Annotated in this window: 19 protein-coding genes; 14 read left to right on the top strand and 5 right to left on the bottom strand. The window is 65.0% G+C overall.

The window, feature by feature from the left end; translation table 11 throughout:
• Positions 1-52 precede the first annotated feature (52 nt).
• From cbbX to ACQR1L_RS00645, 3 genes are all read left to right on the top strand, one after another.
• Positions 53-982 (top strand): CbbX protein, encoded by a 930-nt coding sequence (gene cbbX / locus ACQR1L_RS00655; RefSeq protein WP_434856540.1) that lies wholly within the window; start codon positions 53-55, stop codon positions 980-982.
• Positions 983-998: 16 nt separating this feature from the next.
• Positions 999-1,730: an HAD-IA family hydrolase gene (locus ACQR1L_RS00650; RefSeq protein WP_434856006.1), complete on the top strand. Its 732-nt coding sequence runs from the start codon at positions 999-1,001 to the stop codon at positions 1,728-1,730.
• A gap of 140 nt (positions 1,731-1,870) precedes the next feature.
• Positions 1,871-2,566 (top strand): TetR/AcrR family transcriptional regulator, encoded by a 696-nt coding sequence (locus tag ACQR1L_RS00645; protein ID WP_434856539.1) that lies wholly within the window; start codon positions 1,871-1,873, stop codon positions 2,564-2,566.
• Positions 2,567-2,619: 53 nt separating this feature from the next.
• Here ACQR1L_RS00645 and ACQR1L_RS00640 read toward each other — a convergent pair whose 3' ends face one another.
• Positions 2,620-3,204: a PepSY domain-containing protein gene (locus ACQR1L_RS00640; RefSeq protein ID WP_434856005.1), complete on the bottom strand. Its 585-nt coding sequence runs from the start codon at positions 3,202-3,204 to the stop codon at positions 2,620-2,622.
• 113 nt (positions 3,205-3,317) lie between these two features.
• Positions 3,318-4,469, bottom strand: a complete 1,152-nt coding sequence (locus ACQR1L_RS00635) for a patatin-like phospholipase family protein (RefSeq protein WP_434856004.1) — start codon at positions 4,467-4,469, stop codon at positions 3,318-3,320.
• A 322-nt stretch (positions 4,470-4,791) separates the two neighbouring features.
• On the opposite strand from ACQR1L_RS00635, the gene ACQR1L_RS00630 reads away from it, so the two are divergent.
• Positions 4,792-5,607, top strand: a complete 816-nt coding sequence (locus ACQR1L_RS00630; protein ID WP_434856003.1) for a lytic murein transglycosylase — start codon at positions 4,792-4,794, stop codon at positions 5,605-5,607.
• A gap of 101 nt (positions 5,608-5,708) precedes the next feature.
• Positions 5,709-6,839, top strand: a complete 1,131-nt coding sequence (locus ACQR1L_RS00625) for a hypothetical protein (protein WP_434856002.1) — start codon at positions 5,709-5,711, stop codon at positions 6,837-6,839.
• Between the two features lie 69 nt (positions 6,840-6,908).
• Here the strand turns inward: ACQR1L_RS00625 and katG are convergent, their stop codons facing one another.
• Positions 6,909-9,089 carry a catalase/peroxidase HPI gene (katG, locus tag ACQR1L_RS00620; RefSeq protein ID WP_434856001.1) on the bottom strand — a complete coding sequence of 727 codons (2,181 nt, stop codon included), beginning with the start codon at positions 9,087-9,089 and terminating at the stop codon, positions 6,909-6,911.
• 227 nt (positions 9,090-9,316) lie between these two features.
• Between katG and ACQR1L_RS00615 the strand changes: the two genes are divergently transcribed.
• From ACQR1L_RS00615 to ACQR1L_RS00605, 3 genes are all read left to right on the top strand, one after another.
• Positions 9,317-10,246, top strand: a complete 930-nt coding sequence (locus tag ACQR1L_RS00615) for a LysR substrate-binding domain-containing protein (protein WP_434856000.1) — start codon at positions 9,317-9,319, stop codon at positions 10,244-10,246.
• Between the two features lie 62 nt (positions 10,247-10,308).
• Positions 10,309-10,623, top strand: coding sequence for a hypothetical protein (locus ACQR1L_RS00610; protein ID WP_434855999.1), 315 nt, complete (start codon positions 10,309-10,311; stop codon positions 10,621-10,623).
• A 475-nt stretch (positions 10,624-11,098) separates the two neighbouring features.
• The gene (locus ACQR1L_RS00605; RefSeq protein WP_434855998.1) at positions 11,099-11,515 is read left to right on the top strand and encodes a hypothetical protein; all 417 of its coding nucleotides are present in this window, start codon (positions 11,099-11,101) and stop codon (positions 11,513-11,515) included.
• Positions 11,516-11,602: 87 nt separating this feature from the next.
• On the opposite strand, the gene ACQR1L_RS00600 is transcribed toward ACQR1L_RS00605, so the two are convergent.
• Entirely contained in the window at positions 11,603-12,775 is a 1,173-nt protein-coding gene (locus tag ACQR1L_RS00600) for a YeeE/YedE family protein (RefSeq protein WP_434855997.1), read from the bottom strand.
• A gap of 71 nt (positions 12,776-12,846) precedes the next feature.
• Complete coding sequence (locus tag ACQR1L_RS00595; RefSeq protein ID WP_434855996.1) at positions 12,847-13,770, bottom strand: sulfurtransferase; 924 nt, start codon at positions 13,768-13,770, stop codon at positions 12,847-12,849.
• A 446-nt stretch (positions 13,771-14,216) separates the two neighbouring features.
• Between ACQR1L_RS00595 and ACQR1L_RS00590 the strand changes: the two genes are divergently transcribed.
• The 6 genes from ACQR1L_RS00590 (at position 14,217) to pstC (ending at position 18,834) form a co-directional block, all read left to right on the top strand.
• On the top strand, positions 14,217-14,816 hold the full coding sequence (locus tag ACQR1L_RS00590) for a hypothetical protein (protein ID WP_434855995.1): 600 nt from the start codon (positions 14,217-14,219) through the stop codon (positions 14,814-14,816).
• Positions 14,813-15,046: a type II toxin-antitoxin system HicB family antitoxin gene (locus tag ACQR1L_RS00585; protein ID WP_434855994.1), complete on the top strand. Its 234-nt coding sequence runs from the start codon at positions 14,813-14,815 to the stop codon at positions 15,044-15,046. The genes ACQR1L_RS00590 and ACQR1L_RS00585 overlap by 4 nt, the downstream gene beginning before the upstream one ends.
• A gap of 41 nt (positions 15,047-15,087) precedes the next feature.
• A complete protein-coding gene (locus ACQR1L_RS00580) occupies positions 15,088-15,282 on the top strand; it encodes a hypothetical protein (RefSeq protein WP_434855993.1) in 195 nt (64 codons plus the stop codon).
• 180 nt (positions 15,283-15,462) lie between these two features.
• A complete protein-coding gene (locus ACQR1L_RS00575) occupies positions 15,463-15,804 on the top strand; it encodes a hypothetical protein (protein WP_434855992.1) in 342 nt (113 codons plus the stop codon).
• A 930-nt stretch (positions 15,805-16,734) separates the two neighbouring features.
• Positions 16,735-17,745: a phosphate ABC transporter substrate-binding protein PstS gene (pstS, locus tag ACQR1L_RS00570; RefSeq protein WP_434855991.1), complete on the top strand. Its 1,011-nt coding sequence runs from the start codon at positions 16,735-16,737 to the stop codon at positions 17,743-17,745.
• 90 nt (positions 17,746-17,835) lie between these two features.
• Positions 17,836-18,834 carry a phosphate ABC transporter permease subunit PstC gene (gene pstC, locus ACQR1L_RS00565; RefSeq protein ID WP_434855990.1) on the top strand — a complete coding sequence of 333 codons (999 nt, stop codon included), beginning with the start codon at positions 17,836-17,838 and terminating at the stop codon, positions 18,832-18,834.
• The last annotated feature ends 40 nt before the right edge of the window (positions 18,835-18,874 follow it).

Here is an 18,874-nt window from a genome sequence, read left to right as displayed (position 1 = left end):
GGGTCCGCCGCCAGCGTGCGCGAACTTCGGCCAAGCGGAGTAAGAGCCCATGATGCAGGCCACGCAGGCGGATGCCAAGGAGGCGACGGCGGTCGAGACCATCGACCTGCGCCGCGAATTCGAAAGTGTCGACATTGCACCCGTGCTGGAGCAGCTCGACCGTGAGCTGGTCGGCCTCGCCCCGGTGAAGACACGCATCCGCGAGATCGCCTCGCTGCTCCTGATGGAGCGCATCCGCCAGAAGATGGGCCTGGCGACGACGTTTCCGACCCTGCACATGTCGTTCACCGGCAATCCCGGCACCGGCAAGACCACGGTCGCGCTGCGCATGGCCGGCATCCTGCATCGCCTCGGCTTCGTCCGGCGCGGCCACGTCATCAGCGTCACGCGCGACGATCTCGTCGGGCAGTATATCGGCCACACCGCCCCGAAGACCAAGGAGGTGCTGAAGAAGGCGATGGGCGGTGTGCTGTTCATCGACGAGGCCTATTATCTCTACCGTCCCGAGAACGAGCGCGACTATGGCCAGGAGTCGATCGAGATCCTGCTGCAGATCATGGAGTCGCAACGCGAGGACCTGGTCGTGATCCTGGCCGGCTATTCCGACCGGATGGAGAAATTCTTCCAGAGCAATCCGGGCTTCCGCTCGCGCATCGCCCATCACATCGACTTCCCGGACTACTCGGAAGCCGAGCTGCTGACGATCGCGGAGATGATGCTGGAGGGTCAGAACTACCGCTTCTCGCCCGAGGCGCGCGCGGCGTTTGAGAAATACATTACCGTTCGGCGCACCCAGCCGCTATTCTCCAATGCGCGCTCGATCCGTAACGCGCTGGATCGCGTCCGGCTGCGCCAGGCCAACCGGCTGGTGTCGCGGCTCGATCGCGTGCTGACGCCCGATGATGTCATGTCTATCGAGGCGAGCGACGTTCTGGCGAGCCGGGTGTTCGCCAAAGCAGATGCAAAGGCAGATGTAATGTAGAGGCGGAGGCGTAGTCATGACTCTCGTGCTGGTGAAGAATTCACCATCTGACGATCTGCGGCGAAGAATCGCCGATGCGGGCGCACTGATCTTCGATGTCGACGGCACGATGGCGGAGACCGAGGAGATCCATCGGGAGGCGTTCAACGAGGCTTTCGTCGCTGTCGGCGTCGATTGGCATTGGGGGCGCAGGATCTACAAGGAACTGCTGCGTATTGCCGGCGGCAAGGAGCGCATCCGCGCGTTCGACCAGATGCGTCGTTCCGGTCCGCCATTGAGCGACACGGTGGTCGCCCGGCTTCATCGCATCAAGACGGAAAGGTTTGCCGCCCTGATGGCCGCCAAGGGATGCGCACTGCGCCCAGGCGTTCAGGCGCTGCTCGAAGCGGCATGGAAACGCGAACAGCGCGTCGCGATCGCCACCACCACGACTCGCGTCAATATCGACGCATTGTTGGCCCCGGTGCTGGGGACGGATTGGGAAACGAAGTTCGCCGCTGTCGTCGCCGCCGATGACGTCGCGCGCAAGAAGCCGGCGCCGGATGTCTACCTGGAGGTGCTGTCTCAGCTCGATCTGCCCGCCGCGAGCTGCATCGCCATTGAGGACTCCGGTAACGGGCTGTTGGCGGCCATTCGTGCCGGCGTTCCCGTGCTCATTACACGGAGCCTCTATTTCCATGATGACACGTTCAACGGCGCACTCGGCGTGTTGGAGGACCTCGGCGAGCTGTTTGTGTCGGGCACGTGAGGCGAAAAGGCATACAAGCATTCCTCACTATGCATGACAGGAGGCGCATAGCAGCTCCTGCTACGCGTTCTATTGCCGTTCAGCCAAGAACGTGTAATCCCTTATCGACATGCTGACATGTCGAGTCGAGGTCGTTGAGTATGGCCCGCACGCAGGCCAAGGTGAAGCGAAGTGACGTCGCGCGCGCGGTCGCGATGCGCGGGCGGGTCGGGCGGCCCCCGAAGGCCTTGGCCGGCAACATCGAAGAACGGATTCTCGATGCGGCGCGTGAGGTGTTCCTCGAACGCGGATTCGACGGCACCAGCATCGACGAGATCGCCGAGCGCGCGCCGGCCAGCAAGCCCACCATCTATGCGCGCTACGCCGGCAAGCCGGCCTTGTTTGCCGCGATCGTCGAGCGCTCCATCGAGGAGGTGATGAACCTCGGTCCCTCCTACACGCCTCCGCCGGGAACGGTGCAGGAGAAGCTGGTGGGGCTCGCGATTGCGATCGTCGACCGCGTGCTGAAACAGTCGCTCGGATTGCTGCGGGTGACGATCGGCGAGGCCTATCGCTTTCCTGACCTGAGCTGCCAGTTTCACGAGGTCTCGCGCAAGCGCGCGACGCAGCCGGTCGCGGTGCTGCTGGCCGAGACGATCGGCGTCTCCTCGGCGCCGGCCAAGCGAGGTGCGTCGAAGGCCTCGGAAGCATCGGCCGAGATCTTCATCGACCTCATCGTGCTCCCGCTGTTGATGCGCGCGCTGATGGGGGTGAAGGAGAAGACCATTCGCAAGGAGATGCCGGGCTTCGTGCGCGAGCGGGTCAAGATCTTCCTCGCACTTCACGCCAAGGCATGATGTCGCGCTTTCGGCGCGGCGCGCGCTCAGACGGCGCGCTCTGTCTGGACTGACTAGCGTCGCCGCAGCGTCGGTTCGAGCGTGACCTGCTTCAGGTTCTTGCCGCACACCACGACGATGATGAAGGCGACCTTGCCGTCCTTGGTCGTGAGGCCGCCGCTGATCGCCTTGCCCGCCGCGGACCGCTCCGCGATTTTGATCGCATCGGACATCCTGAGGCTGATCGTGTCGAGGGCGGCGAGGCTGGTCCGGTCGGTCTCGTTAAGGCCTTGCACGGTCGAGAACAGGGCGGTGTTGAGCACCTTGGCCGTCGCGCCGTCGATATCGGATTCCCAGATCTGCCCGCTCTGCAGGGTCCGCACCTTGTAGACCGGCACGTCGAGCCCGCCTTCGAAGCTGATGTCGGCGGTCCTGGAGCCCGGATGAATCTTCTCGGCAATCCGCAACGCCTGGTGCAGGGATACTTCCGTCTTGCGGAACTTGTCGAGCTCGCGGTCGATCGCCTCCTGGCTCAGGGCGGGATCGGTCGAGGCTTGCGAATCGCGGCCTTCGGGATTGGTGGTCGTGGCACCGACGGCCGCGTGCGCCAGCGACGTCCAGGACAGCAGAATCAAGGTGAACAGAGCGATTCGTCTCATGGCGGCCTGCTGTCTCCGATCTCAGTCGGCGCTTGTAGAGCAATCCCCGGCAGAATGTTGCAAGAAAACGAAACTGTATAGTTTTATAATTCCTCGGCCTGCGGTTGTCAAGGTCAGGGCAGCGGCGGCGACTGCGCCCAGAACCGCCCGGAGCGGGCGCTGTCGTAGCCGAGCGCATAGAGCGCGCGCATGTAGTCGGTGTCGAAGCCCACGCCCTGGCCCTCCGGGACGGATTGATCGATCGCGGTCATGTTGAAGGCCATGCCGTTGCGCCTGGCGAGCTGGTAGGTGGCGGAGAGGTAACTTTGGATCTCGCGCTTGCCCTTCATGCCCAGCGAGCGGAGGGCGATGGCCTTGGTGCTGTTCTCGACCGGCTGAAAATCGACGGAGGTCCGTCCGTTCATGATGATGTAGATGGCCGGCTTCTCCGTCAGGCGCTGCGATGCCGGCTGCATCAGCAGGCGATCCGGGAAGGTGAAGACCTGGGTCGAGACACCGCCGTCGACATGCATCTCCTCGATCGGCTTGCCGTCGGAGGACGCGGCGATCAGCGCCGGCGGAAACGCGACGGGCACGCTGGCCGAGGCGGTCAGCACCTGGCGGAACAGCTGCAGCGCTTGCGGTGATCGTGCGGAAGCGATTTCGCCCATGTTCCACAGCACGGGCCGTGCCGCGTCGAGATCGGTGGTCACGACGAACAGCCGGCGTCCCCTGGCATGCTCCCTGGCAATGGCCTCCAGCAGCTCCGGTGTCGTGTAGTGCGCGATCGCGTCGCGGAGCGGCTGTCCGTCGAAGACGGAGGAGCCGAACAGGGCGCCGAGCGCATTGGGCGACGCGGCAAACGAGCTCGCCAGCCCGCTGGTGTACATCTCCTTCAACGTCGGATCATAGGCTGGCCCGAGAAAGGCAAACGGAGCAATCAATGCGCCGGTGCTGACGCCGGAGACCACGGTGAACTCCGGACGCGCGCCGCTCTCGCTCCAGCCGTTGAGAATGCCGGCGCCGAACGCGCCATCGCCGCCGCCGCCGGACAGTGCGAGATAGGCGAACGGCTTGCCGGGTTGCGGTCGCGGCTTGAACGCCGGACTGTCGAAGCTCGCGGGCGGTGCGTCGGCCCACATCCGGACGGTCTGGAAGCCGTCGATCCGCGCGCGTTTCGCATCGTCGGCCGAATAGGCCGCGCGCTGCACCGAGGCGCAGCCGCCGAGCAGCAGAACCACACTGCACATGCCGATCAGGCGACCAATAAAGGAGGCACGCAACAACGCCCATCACTCCTGCTTATAAACGGAACCGTATAGTATTGTTATTGCCGATTGATCAAGGCTTCGTCGGTCGTGTCGACCTGCGCCGATCACGATTGCGGGAGCTGGAGTAAGGAACCTCTGCGGCAAGTATTGCCGACACCGTATTTCCGTACGTTGCGCATGAGGCGCGCAGCGGCAGGCATGACCGGCTATGATTTTTTTCCATTTCCGATAGGTTGTCGCGGTTTCAACCCAGCGGCCGATACTGCCGCGCCAGCGTCTTGCGATGTCGTGCGGTGTCGTGATGGCCGCGTGACCGGACGCCACCACAGGAGCATCAATGATCAAGCGCCGAGCCATTCTCACGATTCCTCTCGCCGTCGCTGCGCTGCTTGCGACGCTCGGCGGCGGTGCGCAGGCGGCGCAGTGCGGTTCGTCGCCGGCCGGCTTCGAGGCCTGGAAGCGCGAGTTCAGCGAGGAGGCGAGGGCCAAGGGCGTCGGCGGCACCGCGATCGCGGCGCTGATGCAGACCAACTACGCGTCCGCCACCATAGCGGCCGATCGCGGCCAGCGCAGCTTCCAGCTCTCGCTCGACCAGTTCCTCGCCAAGCGCGGCGCGCCGGCGATCGTCGCGCGCGGCCGTCAGCTCAAGCAGTCGCAGGCGGCGATGTTCGCATCCATCGAGCAGCGCTACGGCGTGCCGCCCGGACCTTTGATCGCGATCTGGGGCATGGAGAGCGCGTTCGGCAGCCAGCGCGGCAACCAGCACATGCTGTCGTCGATCGCGACGCTCGCCTATGACTGCCGCCGTCCGGAATTCTTCACCGAGCAGCTCTATGCCGCGCTGAAGCTGATCGATCGCGGCGTGCTCTCGGGCAACACCCGCGGCTCGATGCATGGCGAGGTCGGGCAGACCCAGTTCATGCCCAAGAACATCCTGGCCTATGGCGTCGGCAATCTCGACGTCGCCGCCAACGCGCTGGCCTCGACCGCGAACTTCCTGCGCGCCAATGGCTGGAAGGCCGGCGCCGGCTATCAGCCGGGCGAACCGAACTTCGCCGCCATCGAAGCCTGGAACGCCGCCGGCGTCTACCAGAAGGCCATCGCCCTGATGGGCCGCCAGATCGACGGTGGCGGCTCCGCCGCGGAGCGGTGAGGCGCTGCGGCTTGTGGATTGATCGGTGAAGCCGGGGGCAGGGGGTGGACTGAAGCGACCCCTGCCGTCAGGCTGGCTCCGGTCACCGCAAGCAGCACCTCATGAGCGAACATCAGTACTACGAGTTTCTGGCCATCGACCGCTTTCTCGATGCCGCGGCACGCGAGAAGCTGCGCGCGATCTCGTCGCGAGCCCGCATCTCCGCGACGAGCTTCAGCAATCACTACGAGTGGGGCGATCTCAAAGCCGATCCGCGCGACATGATGCGGCGCTGGTTCGACCTGCACGTCTACGTCGCCAGTTTCAACGTCCGGCGTTTCATGATCCGCATGCCCAGGACGGCGCTGGAGCCGTCGGACGCCACTCCGTTCCTGGGGAAGCTCGATTGCGTCGACATCGCCACATCCGGCGACGACGTCATCGTCGACATCAACCTCTATGATTTCGAATCCGACGACTATGCGGATGATGGATCGAAGTGGATGGCGGCGCTCGCGCCGCTTCGCACCGATCTTCTCGATGGCGATCTCAGGCTGTTCTATCTGCTCTGGCTGATGGCCGTTCAGGCCGAGCTCGTGCCCGGCGATGCGCTGGAGCCGCTGCCCGGGATCGGTCCGATGACTGGCGCGCTCGACAGTCTCGCCGATTTTCTGTTGCTCGACCCGGACCTGGTGCAGGCCGCGGCCGAGCGGCAGGGGGCTGCCGTCAAGCCGTCAGAGGTTGAGCTCCGTGGGTCGATCGAGGCGTTGCCGAACGCAGAGAAGGTCGACTTGTTGCTGCGCGTTGTCGAGGGCGACGGCGGCGTCGCGACCGAACTGCGGCGCCGTTTCCGAACTCGCGTTGCACGGTCCGATGGACAGCGCTCGGCTGCTTCGCTGCTGGCACGCGCCGGCGAGATTGCCGCCGCCCGCGAGGCGGCCGAGGCCGCTGCTGCGGAGGCCAAGCGCAAGCGCCGGATGCAGCAGGAGAAGAGAGAACGTCAGGCCAGGTTGAAGACGCTGGAGAGCCGCGGCGACGCCGTCTGGAAGCAGGTCGAGACCGAGATCGCGCGCCGCAACCCATCCGGCTATGATGCGGCCGCGGCGCTGCTTTCCGATCTGCGCGCGCTCGCGCATCAGACGAAGCAGATGGCGGCCTTCGACCGGCGTATCGCTGCGATCCGCACGAGGCACGACAGCAAGCGGAAATTTATCGAGCGTCTCGATGCGCTCAAACGGCAACCGCTTGCCTAGGAAGAATGAGGGCGGCGTTTCGATGAAACGCCGCCCTCGCTGCTTGTGTTTAGTCGAAGCGGTCAGGCCTCACGCCTTCAGATCGAACCGGTCGAGGTTCATCACCTTGGTCCAGGCGGCGACGAAGTCCTTGACGAACTTCTGCTTGGCATCCGAGCTGGCATAGACCTCGGCAAGCGCGCGCAGCTGCGAGTGCGAGCCGAAGATCAGGTCGGCGCGGGTCGCGGTCCACTTCACGGCGCCGGACTTGCGGTCGCGGCCCTCGAAGGTGTGCTCGCCCTGATCGACCGGGGCCCAGGCGACGCCCATGTCGAGCAGGTTGACGAAGAAGTCGTTCGAGAGGACTTCCGTCTGCGCCGTGAACACGCCGTGCTTGGAGCCGGCCGCGTTGGCGCCGAGCACGCGCAGGCCGCCGACCAGCACGGTCATCTCCGGCGCGGTCAGGGTCAGCAGCTGGGCCTTGTCGACCAGCAGCTCCTCGCCCGACAGCCACTGCTTGCCGGTGAGATAGTTGCGGAAGCCGTCATGGGTCGGCTCGAGCACCGCGAACGACTCGACGTCGGTCTGCTCCTGCGAGGCGTCGGTGCGGCCCGGTGCGAACGGCACCGTCACCTCGACGCCGGCCTTCTTGGCCGCCGCCTCGACGCCGGCATTCCCGGCCAGCACGATCAGGTCGGCGAGCGAGATCTTCTTAGCCCCGGTGGCCGCGCCGTTGAACTCCTTCTGGATGGCTTCGAGCTTGCCGAGCACCTTGGAGAGTTCGGCCGGGTTGTTGACCGCCCAGTCCTTCTGCGGAGCGAGGCGAATGCGGGCACCATTGGCGCCGCCACGCTTGTCCGAGCCGCGGAAGGTCGAGGCCGAGGCCCAGGCGATCGAGACCAGCTGCGACACCGACAGGCCCGACGCCAGGATCTTTGCCTTGAGATCGGCGACGTCCTTGTCGTCGACGACGGGGTGATCGAGCGCCGGAATCGGATCCTGCCAGATCAGGTCCTCCTTCGGCACCAGCGGGCCGAGGTAGCGCACCTTCGGGCCCATGTCGCGATGGGTCAGCTTGAACCAGGCGCGGGCGAACGCGTCGGCGAACTGATCGGGGTTCTCCAGGAAGCGCCGCGAGATCTTCTCGTACTCGGGATCGAAGCGCAGGGCGAGGTCGGTGGTCAGCATCGACGGCGCGTGGCGCTTGGACTTGTCATGCGCGTCCGGCACGGTGTTGGCGCCGGCGCCGCCCTTCGGCGTCCACTGATGCGCGCCGGCCGGGCTCTTGGTCAGCTCCCACTCATAGCCGAACAGGTTCCAGAAGAAGTTGTTGCTCCACTTGGTCGGCGATGACGTCCAGATCACCTCGAGACCCGAGGTGATGGTGTCGCCGGCCTTGCCCGAGCCGTACTTGCTGGCCCAGCCCAGACCCATCTGCGCGATATCAGCGCCTTCCGGCTCCGGACCGACCAGCGACGCATCACCGGCGCCATGGGTCTTGCCGAAGGTGTGACCGCCGGCGATCAGCGCCACCGTCTCCTCGTCGTTCATCGCCATGCGGCCGAACGTTTCGCGGATGTCGCGGGCGGCGGCGACCGGGTCGGGGTTGCCGTTCGGGCCTTCCGGATTGACGTAGATCAGGCCCATCTGCACGGCGCCGAGGGAGCCTGCGAGCTCGCGATCGCCGCTGTAGCGCTCGTCGGCGAGCCACTTGCCCTCGGGGCCCCAATAGATGTCCTGCTCCGGCTCCCAGGTGTCGGCGCGGCCGCCGCCGAAGCCGAAGGTCTTGAAGCCCATCGATTCCAGCGCGACGTTGCCGGTGAGCACGAACAAATCGGCCCAGGAGAGCTTCTGGCCGTACTTCTGCTTGATCGGCCACAGCAGGCGGCGGGCCTTGTCGAGGTTGGCGTTATCTGGCCAGCTGTTCAGCGGCGCGAAACGCTGCTGACCGGTCCCTGCGCCGCCGCGGCCGTCGCCGATGCGGTAGGTGCCGGCGGCATGCCAGGCCATGCGGATGAAGAACGGCCCATAGTGACCGAAATCGGCCGGCCACCACTCCTGCGAATCGGTCATCAGCGCGGTCAGGTCCTTGACCACCGCGTCGAGATCGAGGCTCTTGAATTCCTTGGAATAATCGAACGCCTCGCCGAGCGGATCGGAAAGGTTCGAATGCTGATGCAGCACCGACAGATCGAGCTGGTTCGGCCACCAGTCCTTGTTCTTGAATCCCTTCAAGCCGCCCGAAAACGGGCACTTGCTGACGTCATCCATGTTTGCCTCCTGACCTGAACGGCATTGTTCCCCCTGCAACGGGTTGCGGGACCCTACGCGGCTCCTTCGATCAGGGGAAATTGAGATTGATGATCGCAACGATAAGATTATCTGATGAATATGATGTGACAGCGGCTCAACGCCAGGGCAGATGATGCGTTGTCACGCATCCTGAGATTGTGTTCAGGCAAAATTGACTTCAGTTCGATGAACGATAAGATAATCTGATGATCCATCTGACGATGCGGCAGCTTCGCTACTTTGACGCGTTGGCCCGTCTCGGCCATTTCGGCCGCGCCGCTGAGGCCTGCGCGATCTCGCAGCCGGCGCTGTCGATGCAGATCAAGGAGATGGAGGACGCGCTCGGCGGAGTCCTGCTCGAACGCAATGCGCGTCAGGTGGTGCTGACGCGTTTCGGTGAGCAACTCGCCGCGCGCGTCCGCGAGATCCTGCGCTCGGTCGACGAGCTCGGCGATTTCGCCCGCGCCTCCCGTGACAAGCTCACGGGCCGATTGCGGCTCGGCATGATCCCGACGGTGGCGCCTTATCTTCTCCCGAAAGTGATCGGCGATCTCACCCGCAAGCATCCCGAGATCGACATCCATGTCCGCGAATCCAAGACGCCGAAGCTGATCGAGGAACTGGTGGAGGGCCGCCTCGATGCGGCGATCGTCGCGCTGCCGGTGTCGGAACCGTCGCTGACCGAGGTCGCGCTGTTCTCGGAGAACTTCCTGCTGGTGCGCCCGCCCGAATATGAAGGCGCCCCGGTGCCGAGCAGCGAAAGCCTGCGCGAGATGCGGCTGTTGCTGCTGGAGGAGGGGCATTGCTTCCGCGACCAGGCGCTGTCGTTCTGCAACATGCAGGCGCCGCGCGAGATGCTCGATGCGTCGTCCTTGTCGACGTTGGTGCAGATGGTCGGCGCCGGCATGGGGGTGACGCTCATTCCGGAGATGGCCGTCGGCGTCGAGACGCGCTCGGCCGCGGTGTCGCTGGCGCGCTTCGCCGAGCCGCAGCCCCAGCGCAGCATCGGCATGGTCTGGCGCAAGACCAGCCCGCTCGCCAAGCAACTGATGCAGATCTCCGAGATCGTCGGCGGCGCGGCCGAAAGCTTGCGCAAGCAGGCCGCCTCGGGACAGGGACGCAAGCGGCGCGGCTGAGCTTTCCAGGAACGTCCCGTCGAGGCCGACCTTGTCGTCCTTCTCGAATGAAGGACGTCCTCATGAAACGTATAATGATCGCATCCGCCGCGGTGTTCGCGCTCTCCGGCACGCTCGCATCGGCTCAGAGCAGCGGCACCGGCGGCAGCAGCGCGGGACCGTCGCATACTGCGCCCACACCAGCCCCCGGCACGGCGCCCAGCAACACGGGCACGACCGGCATGGGGCAGGGCAGTTCGACGAACGCTCCCATGCCCGGCAACGGATCCGGCCGCACGCCCTCCGCACCCAACGACACCACCGGCTCGCTCAACAACAACAGCCCGAGCACCGGCGACGACAATTCCGGCAGCTCCAGCAATCTCGGCCGGCACTGAAAACTGACCTGGTGAGTGTTCCCGTTTCGCGAAGCTGCGCACGACGCTCTGGCCCAGCGACGTTGGGATTCGAGTTCACGCCGCCCGGACGGTGAGCTCCCCCCTTGCGGGGAGGGGTCGGGGGCGGGGGTCCACGGAACGTGCTCTCAGTGATGATCACCTGACTCGTCTGCAACTCGCAATCCGTGCTGTGTCAACGATGTCGTCGGTCAGATCTGTCACCTATGTCCCCGGTTGCTCAGTTGCTCAGCACCGGCCGTGCCGCGAGGTCTCAAATCTGCGTGCCGCGAGGATCCCCAATCAAACGCCCGTGTTCCAGCAGCGCTGGCGCGTTTGCGTGGAACGGGCGGGCCGACCGGCGGTTCGTAGTTTCCGAGCAACTCACGTGCTCCAAGCCGTCGCGGTCGCGGCGGACGACGGCGACCCGGACATGGGAGCCGCCATGCGTGATGATCTCAGTCGAGGAGTCCTAGTGATGCGAAGCTTGAACTATGTGGCGGCGCTGGCCCTGTCGGGGGCGCTGCTGGCCGGGGCGAACGCGCCGGCGATGTCTGCTCCGATGACCGCGCTGTCGGCCGCCGCAAAGCCCGGCGCCGCGCCGCTCGCGACCACCGAGGTGCGCTATGGCGGCCGTGGGTTCGGCGGCGGATGGCATGGCGGCGGCTGGCGTGGCGGCGGCTGGGCCTTCGGCGGTCTCGCGGCCGGCGCGCTGCTGGGCGCGGGCATCGCGGCGGCGGCAACGCCCTACTACTATGACGACCCCTATTATTACGGCGGCGGCCCCTACGGCTATGCCGGCGTCGGCTACGCGCCGTATTACGGCCGCCCCTATTACGCGCGCCGCTACTACGGCGGCTGGGGTGGCGGACCGTGGGGCGGCCGCGTCTGGTAGGCTCCCGCTGATCGATCACGCGAGCCCGTCTGCGCGCGCCATCGCGCAGACGGGCGGCGCAGGCGCCCGGACGAGCCGCTGGAATGATCATCGCGGAAGGCCCGCCCTGCGTCCAATCGCCAGAGCCAGTGCCGCACCGGCAAAGACTGCGAGGCCGAACACCCAGCCGGACAGCGCTCCCGCCATGATCCCGGACAGGAGCGTGCCGACCGTGCATCCGAGGCCGATGGTTGCTCCCCATCCCAGCAGGATGCCGCCGGCCAATCCCCGCGCCGCCTGACCCGCCGTCGGCCACGCCGGCCGGAACTGACCTGCAGCCAACGCCGCGGCAAACGCGGCGAGCGCGAGCGCCAGGACAAATCCCGCATTGTTGGACAGGCCGAGATCCCGGACGAGGCTGATGCATCCCCGCAGCGTATCGAGGCCTTCGAGGCGCGGCGGCAGCAAGCCGAGATCGGCCGCGACGAATCTCGCTTTGCTGCTGACGTCGGCGGTGACCCCGAGCGGGGCGACCCGCAGATAGGCCACCATGCCTATGACGCCGATCATGGCTCCGCCAAGTGAAGCAGGCCAGCGCTCGATCAGGATGCGCGTCGGCAGGCTGGCGCCGGATACGGTAGGCGCTGGCTTCCCCCGGCGCAGCGTCAGCAGCGCTCCGATTCCGATCAGCAAGGCGAATGTCAGAAGCAGTGTTCCCGCGTAGCCGAGATGTTGCGGCAGCCAGATCACCGTGCCCTGCGAGATGACGGCGAGATAGATCGGGTTCCAGCTCGCCAGTCCCAGCATGAAGCCGGCGAAGGAGCCCGCCAGCGCGAAGATGGCGGTCGCCGAGCCTTCGCCAAGCCGATAGATGTGCGCACTGATGCAGGAGCCGGAAAGGGTCATTCCGACGCCGAACGCCAGTCCTGCCACGACCAGCGCCGGGCTGACCGGCCCGATGAACGCATCCGGAGGGAGGCGCCCGGTCGGGTCCGGGAGCCATGCGCCGAACACGATGGCGTATCCGATCGCGCCGACCCCCAGCGCGACGAGAATTCCCAACAGGCCGCGCGCATCGCCGGTGTCGAACCAGTCCCGGAAATTACAGAAGAAGCAGAAGCGCGAGCGCTGCAACACGATCCCGACGGCTGCGCCGAGCAGGATCGACAGCGACAGGCGGGGATTCCCGCCGACGTCGATGATGTAAGCGGCGTTCAGCAGCGCAAGGATGATCGCCGCCGAAAGAGCGACGCGGACCTTTGACAAACCCTGCGCGATCACGTCGAAGCAACCTCGCTGAAAGAGCCGGGCGGATCAGCCGATCCGCCCGGCGCGCGGCGTCGGTCGACGACCTACTTGCCGCCCCAGACCGTTCCGGCCACGTTGATGACCGGCAGGCCGACCGAGTTGCCGTACTCCGTCCAGGAGCCATCGTAGTTGCGCACGTCGTAGCCCAGGATCTGCGACAGCACGAACCAGGTGTGGCTCGACCGCTCACCGATACGGCAGTAGACGATGATCGGCTTCGATCCGTCGATCCCGGCATCTGCGTACAGCTTCTTCAGCTCCTCGACCGGCTTGATCGTGCCGTCCTCGGCGACGGCACGTCCCCAAGGCACGTTGATCGCGCCTGGGACATGTCCGGCGCGGACGGAGAGCTCCGCCGAACCGGCCGGCGCGAAAATCTTGCCGGAAAACTCGTCGGGAGAGCGGATGTCGACGATCGTGGCGTTGGTCTTCTTCGCGACCACGTCGCTGACATCCGCGAGGCGCGCGCGAAGCTTGCCGTTGGCGGCCGAGACCGTCACGTTGCTGGGCTGGACGGCGGTGACGCGGCTGTCATAGGGCCGCTTGTCGGCTTCCCATTTCTTGCGCCCGCCGTCGAGCAGCTTGACGTTCTCGAAGCCGTAGCTCTTGAACACCCAGGCGCCCCAGGCCGCAAACCAGTTGTTGTTGTCGCCATAGAGGACGAGCGTCGTGTCCTTGTCGACGCCGAGCTTGCGCGCCAGCGCCTGGAAGTTCTCCGGCGTGGCGATGTCGCGGCGGACGGGGTCGACGAGATCGGTATGCCAGACCACGTTCTGCGCGTTGGGAATGTGCCCACGTTCGAACAGGCCGGGCTCTACGCTCACTTCGACGATCCGCACCTTGGGGTCGTTTAGATTCTTCTCGAGCCATTCTCCGGTGACGAGCGCCGAAGACGACGCCTGTGCGACGGCAGCCGAGGCGAAGCAGGCCAAGCCGGCGACCGCTGCCACGAGTCTTCCAAATCTCATGATCCGCTCCTGTGGGAATGAGTAGTCCGATCGCTCCTTCCCTTCGGTGGCGAGGCGAGTCAATGCGACGTTTTTCGGGTCAAGAATGAAATGAGGTCGCGAAGCGCCTGGTCGTCAATAGATGCATCGTCGGCTGATCACCTCGGGAAATGTTTCACTCTCGCGCGTCAACCTGTCGCGGGGAGGTCGCGTGTGCTCTCTACGACGGCGTCCTCCGAAACGGCGCTCGCCTGGATCGCCGCGAGTTGCCTGCAGCTGCATCGCTGCTCGACCGGGCGTGCGCGCCAGAGCTCGGCATGGACCGAGCATGGCATGGCTTTTGTATGAACAGACCTGACAGCCGAATGCGTGTGAGGCACGGCATGGGAGAGCGGATCGCGATCACCGTCGCTTGATGATGCGCGCGCCCGGGTGACACGTCGTGTCGGCGCGCTTGGAGAACAGCCATGTCTGCGTCGTCGCACGTTCAGGAGTTCTGGGAAGGCAAAGTCATCGCGTGGCTGCTCGAACATGCGGGTCTCAGGAGAGAACGCATCGATCTCAAGCGGAAGTTCACCCAGGAGCCGTACAATCTGAGCGTCGTCAGGGTGTTGACGATGATGGACGAGTTCATCGCGCTTCACAATGAGATCAACCAGACGCGTCTCGTGCTCTCCCAGAACTGGCGCCTGGCGCACAGGGGAGACACCGTCGGCGACTTCATCCATGCCTTCTGCCAGGTCGTTGCGTCCACCGGCATCATCAGCGCGACCGACGACGGCGCGTCGTCGTCCGCCCCGATGTCGGAAACCCGACAGGGCCGGGTGCACAACCAGCGTCTCGAGGCGTTGCGCGCCGATCCCCGTCGCGACTGGAAGCCGGTCGACCTCGAGATCATCGCCTCGCAATATGCGATGAAGTTTCGCAAGATCACCGGCACGCACGAGGTGTTCCTGCATCCCTCGGTGCCGCATTGCGTGACCATTCCGCTGAAGGCGCCGATCAGGCCGCCGCATATCAGGGCCTTCGTGGCGATGATCGACGGCATGGATGAGGCCGCGCGATGAGCGATGTCGACGCCTATGTTCATGACGTGACGGAGTTGGGCCCTGACGATGGCGGCGGCTTTCTCGTCACCTTTCCAGACCTTCCCGGCGTCATCGGTATCGGCGAGACGATCGAACAGGCCATCGTGGATGGCCGGCAGGCGTTGTTCGCGGGCCTGGACGCCTTCAAGGCCGTCGACCGCGAACCGCCGGCTGCCGGCGCGTCACGGGCCGCCGCGCGGCCTGCGTGATTCTTGCTTCGTGACTGCAGACCACAATGACGGGAAGACCAATGCCACTGACCGAAGACGCCATCCAGGCCGGCAAGTGCTACAAGACCAGGATCGCCGAAAGCTACAAGGTGCTGTCGATCACCCGCGGCATCGTCACCTACCAGACGCTGACGTCGCCCTTGCGCATCAACACCGGCATTAAGGCCTTCGCGGACGCCGTCTACAAGGAGATCAAGTGTCCCGGGCAGGAGTAGCGGGCAGCCGCACGCCTGTGCTGGTCGTGCGGCGACATCAGTCCCGGGCGCGGGCAACCCGTCTCCTCCGTCATTGCGAGCGCAGCGAAGCAATCCAGGGTGGTGGGCGGGACTCTGGATTGCCTCGCTGCGCTCGCAATGACGCGGAGAGATTTCGTCGCCTCATGAGAGGAGTAGCGGATGAGAGTTGAGGAGCGTAACGACGGTGTCGTGGCGTTCATCGATGCCGATGGCCGCATCTGGGCGCAATGCGCGCGGCCATCGCAGCTTGCCGCCGACACCGACTACGTGATCGAAGGCCCGCTGAGCGGGTTCATCTACGAGGAGGGCACGTTCACCTCCGACAGCGAGCAGGCCTTTCGCGCCTGGCTCGACGACCGCCTGATCAGCGAGGAGATCTTTCATGTCAGGGACCGCGAGACCGCGCTGGCGCTGTGTCAGCGCATCGCGGCGGCCGCCTGCGAGATCCTGAAGGACGACGCAGGCCATTCCCCGACCGCTCGATGGGGATGTATTCGCTGAAATAAAAACATATTGCTATTTTTCAGAATTTATGCTCTTATCCCTGCATCCCGCCTCGTGCAGAGGGACGTACGCGTCGTCACGAACGGTGAGGTGGGCTGCGATGGACGTGACGGCCGTGCCAGACGAGCATGGCCGGCGCGGACGGCGAAGTCGTGTGGTCCTGGCCTCTCGACGCCGAGGTCAAGTCCGTGGTCGTTGCTTGACGGCACGCGCGGGCGATGGGGGCAACAAAGCCGATCCCCAGGGAGAGCACGAAGGACACCGTTAAAACCAATCGCGCGGGGAAGGCCGGGTCTGTCCGGCTGTACTCGTGGTGACTGCCGCCTGCTTATCTTTCTGCAGGCGGGCCACGGGCCTCAGCCGAGGTCCGGCCTTCCTCGCGCCCTCTCGTATTCAAGAGGGCATGTGAGCGATGCATCACTCGGGCACGGCGTGCCGCGAGACGGCGAGGGCTTGTCTGACAACGGTGTGATGGAAACTGTGAGCCACGCTCTGCGGTGTCGTCCCGGCCTTGAGCCGGGACCCATAACCCCAGGGAGTTGTTCGGGGCACGCGCGTGGACGAATCTCACCGGGCCGCATCGGCCGATGGCTATGGGTCCCGGCTCAAGGCCGGGACGACACTGAATATGACGTGCGGGCTTGACCAACGAAACACGAATTGATGAACGCCGACGGTGACCCGCACAGGCCGCATGGGGCGTGAGCGCCGCTCTCTCAAACCGCGTGCAAATGCGTCATGGAACACGGCCAGATGGACCGTATAAATTCGGGGCAGGATCAAATTTTCAATATCTATCAATAGCTTGTGTCTGTCATCCAGCTGTCATCGAACCTTTATAAAAGCCACATCGTGGCCCCCTAAAGCGGCCCGGGAAGCGCAATCGGGTGCAAACGGCGCTTCGCTTCCCAAGCATGGAGACCAGCTATGAATTTCGTCAAAGCACTCGTCGCTGCCGGCTTGGTCGCCGCATCGACGTCGGCATTTGCGGCCGATATCACCGGCGCGGGCGCGACGTTTCCGTTCCCGATCTATTCCAAGTGGGCTGACGCCTACAAGAAGGAGACCGGCAACGGTCTGAACTACCAGTCGATCGGCTCCGGCGGCGGCATCAAGCAGATCCAGGCCAAGACCGTGACCTTCGGCGCAACCGACGCGCCGCTCAAGGCCGAGCAGCTCGAGAAGGATGGCCTGGTGCAGTGGCCGATGGTGATGGGCGGCATCGTGCCGGTCGTGAACCTCGAGGGCGTGAAGCCGGGCGAGATGGTGCTGGACGGCGAGACGCTCGCCAACATCTATCTCGGCAAGATCACGAAGTGGGATGACGCCGCGATCAAGAAGCTGAACCCGAACGTCAAGCTGCCGGGCGACGCCATCGCCGTGGTCCGCCGCTCCGACGGTTCGGGCACGACCTTCAACTTCACCTACTATCTCTCCGAGGTCAGCGCGGACTGGAAGAGCAAGGTCGGCACCAACACCGCGGTCGAGTGGCCGGTCGGCGTCGGCGCCAAGGGCAACGAGGGCGTGTCGGGCAACATCAGCCAGACCAAGAACTCGATCGGCTATGTCGAGTACGCCTATGCCAAGCAGAACAAGCTGACCTACACCGGCATGGTCAACAAGGCCGGCAAGACCGTGCAGCCGACCGTCGAGGCGTTCCAGGCTGCGGCCGGCAACGCCGACTGGGCCAAGGCTCCCGGCTACTACGTGATCCTCGCCAACCAGCAGGGCGAGAAGTCCTGGCCGATGACGGCCGCGACCTTCATCCTGATGCACAAGGAGCCGACCGACAAGGCGGCCTCCGCCGAGGCGATCAAGTTCTTCAAGTGGTCGTTCGAGAAGGGCGACAAGATGGCCGAGGAGCTCGACTACATCCCGATGCCCGACAGCGTCGTGAAGCTGATCGAGAAGACCTGGTCGGCCGACATCAAGAGCTGATCTGAAGCGTGCTGCCCTCTCCCGGAAACGGGAGAGGGTTCGTTCAAGGTGATGATGGTGTCAAAGAAGCAGGGGGCGGACTTGGCTGAGATGGCCGTTGAGAGCGAGGTCGGCGATATCGCCGCTGCCGCAGGGCCCTATGACCGCGCCCGCGCGCTGAGCGCGTTCAAGCTCGGCGATGTCACCTTCTACTGGATCACCCGCCTGTCGGCGATCTCGGTGCTGCTGATCCTCGGCGGCATCATCATCTCCCTCGTCATCGGCGCCTGGCCGGCGATGAAGGAGTATGGCTTCCAGTTCCTGTTCACCAAGCGCTGGGCGCCTTCGGCCGATCCGCCGGTGCTCGGTGCGCTCGGCCCGATCTACGGCACGCTGGTGACCTCGTTCATCGCGATGCTGATCGCCATTCCCGTCGGCCTCGGCATCGCGATCTTTCTGACCGAGCTCTGCCCGCAATGGCTGCGCCGTCCCATTGGCCTCGCCATCGAGCTGCTCGCCGGCATTCCCTCGATCATCTACGGCATGTGGGGCTTCTTCGTGCTGGGCCCGTTCCTGGCCACCACGTTCCAGCCGTTCATGATCGGCCTCTGTGCCAACATCCCGGTGCTGCAGGACATCTTCGCAGGTCCGCCGTCCTATCTCAGCCTGTTCAACGCCTCGCTGATCCTGGCGATCATGGTGCTGCCCTTCATCACCTCGATCTCGGTCGACGTCTTCAAGACGGTCCCGCCGGTGCTCAAGGAAGCCGCCTACGGCGTCGGTTGCACCACCTGGGAGGTCGTGCGCAGCGTCGTCATCCCCTACACAAGGGTCGGCGTCATCGGCGGCGTCATGCTGGCGCTGGGCCGTGCGCTCGGCGAGACCATGGCGGTGACCTTCATCATCGGCAACTCGTTCCGGATCTCGTCCTCGATCTTCGCGCCGGGCACGACGATCTCGGCCGCGATCGCCTCCGAATTCCAGGAGAGCGACGGCCTGCACCAGTCGAGCCTGATCCTGCTCGGCCTGCTCCTGTTCGTCCTCACCTTCTTCGTGCTGGCGAGCGCCCGGCTGATGCTGGCGCGGCTCGAAGCCAAGGCTGGAAAGTAACCCATGACGAGCGTCGAGATGTCCACCGTCGATACGCCGG

Origin of the sequence: Bradyrhizobium sp. HKCCYLR20261, from assembly GCF_051168435.1 — a bacterium.
GTDB lineage: Bacteria > Pseudomonadota > Alphaproteobacteria > Rhizobiales > Xanthobacteraceae > Bradyrhizobium.
The sequence above is the reverse complement of the archived record's forward strand: the minus strand, read 5'-3'. Positions and strand labels throughout refer to the sequence as shown.

Coding starts and splice junctions, on each gene's coding strand:
- cbbX (WP_434856540.1), top strand. CDS start 53: ATGCAGGCCACGCAGGCGGATGCCAAGGAGGCGACGGCGGTCGAGACC.
- ACQR1L_RS00650 (WP_434856006.1), top strand. CDS start 999: ATGACTCTCGTGCTGGTGAAGAATTCACCATCTGACGATCTGCGGCGA.
- ACQR1L_RS00645 (WP_434856539.1), top strand. CDS start 1,871: ATGGCCCGCACGCAGGCCAAGGTGAAGCGAAGTGACGTCGCGCGCGCG.
- ACQR1L_RS00640 (WP_434856005.1), bottom strand. CDS start 3,204: ATGAGACGAATCGCTCTGTTCACCTTGATTCTGCTGTCCTGGACGTCG.
- ACQR1L_RS00630 (WP_434856003.1), top strand. CDS start 4,792: ATGATCAAGCGCCGAGCCATTCTCACGATTCCTCTCGCCGTCGCTGCG.
- ACQR1L_RS00625 (WP_434856002.1), top strand. CDS start 5,709: ATGAGCGAACATCAGTACTACGAGTTTCTGGCCATCGACCGCTTTCTC.
- katG (WP_434856001.1), bottom strand. CDS start 9,089: ATGGATGACGTCAGCAAGTGCCCGTTTTCGGGCGGCTTGAAGGGATTC.
- ACQR1L_RS00615 (WP_434856000.1), top strand. CDS start 9,317: ATGATCCATCTGACGATGCGGCAGCTTCGCTACTTTGACGCGTTGGCC.
- ACQR1L_RS00610 (WP_434855999.1), top strand. CDS start 10,309: ATGAAACGTATAATGATCGCATCCGCCGCGGTGTTCGCGCTCTCCGGC.
- ACQR1L_RS00605 (WP_434855998.1), top strand. CDS start 11,099: ATGCGAAGCTTGAACTATGTGGCGGCGCTGGCCCTGTCGGGGGCGCTG.
- ACQR1L_RS00595 (WP_434855996.1), bottom strand. CDS start 13,770: ATGAGATTTGGAAGACTCGTGGCAGCGGTCGCCGGCTTGGCCTGCTTC.
- ACQR1L_RS00590 (WP_434855995.1), top strand. CDS start 14,217: ATGTCTGCGTCGTCGCACGTTCAGGAGTTCTGGGAAGGCAAAGTCATC.
- ACQR1L_RS00585 (WP_434855994.1), top strand. CDS start 14,813: ATGAGCGATGTCGACGCCTATGTTCATGACGTGACGGAGTTGGGCCCT.
- ACQR1L_RS00580 (WP_434855993.1), top strand. CDS start 15,088: ATGCCACTGACCGAAGACGCCATCCAGGCCGGCAAGTGCTACAAGACC.
- ACQR1L_RS00575 (WP_434855992.1), top strand. CDS start 15,463: ATGAGAGTTGAGGAGCGTAACGACGGTGTCGTGGCGTTCATCGATGCC.
- pstS (WP_434855991.1), top strand. CDS start 16,735: ATGAATTTCGTCAAAGCACTCGTCGCTGCCGGCTTGGTCGCCGCATCG.
- pstC (WP_434855990.1), top strand. CDS start 17,836: ATGGCCGTTGAGAGCGAGGTCGGCGATATCGCCGCTGCCGCAGGGCCC.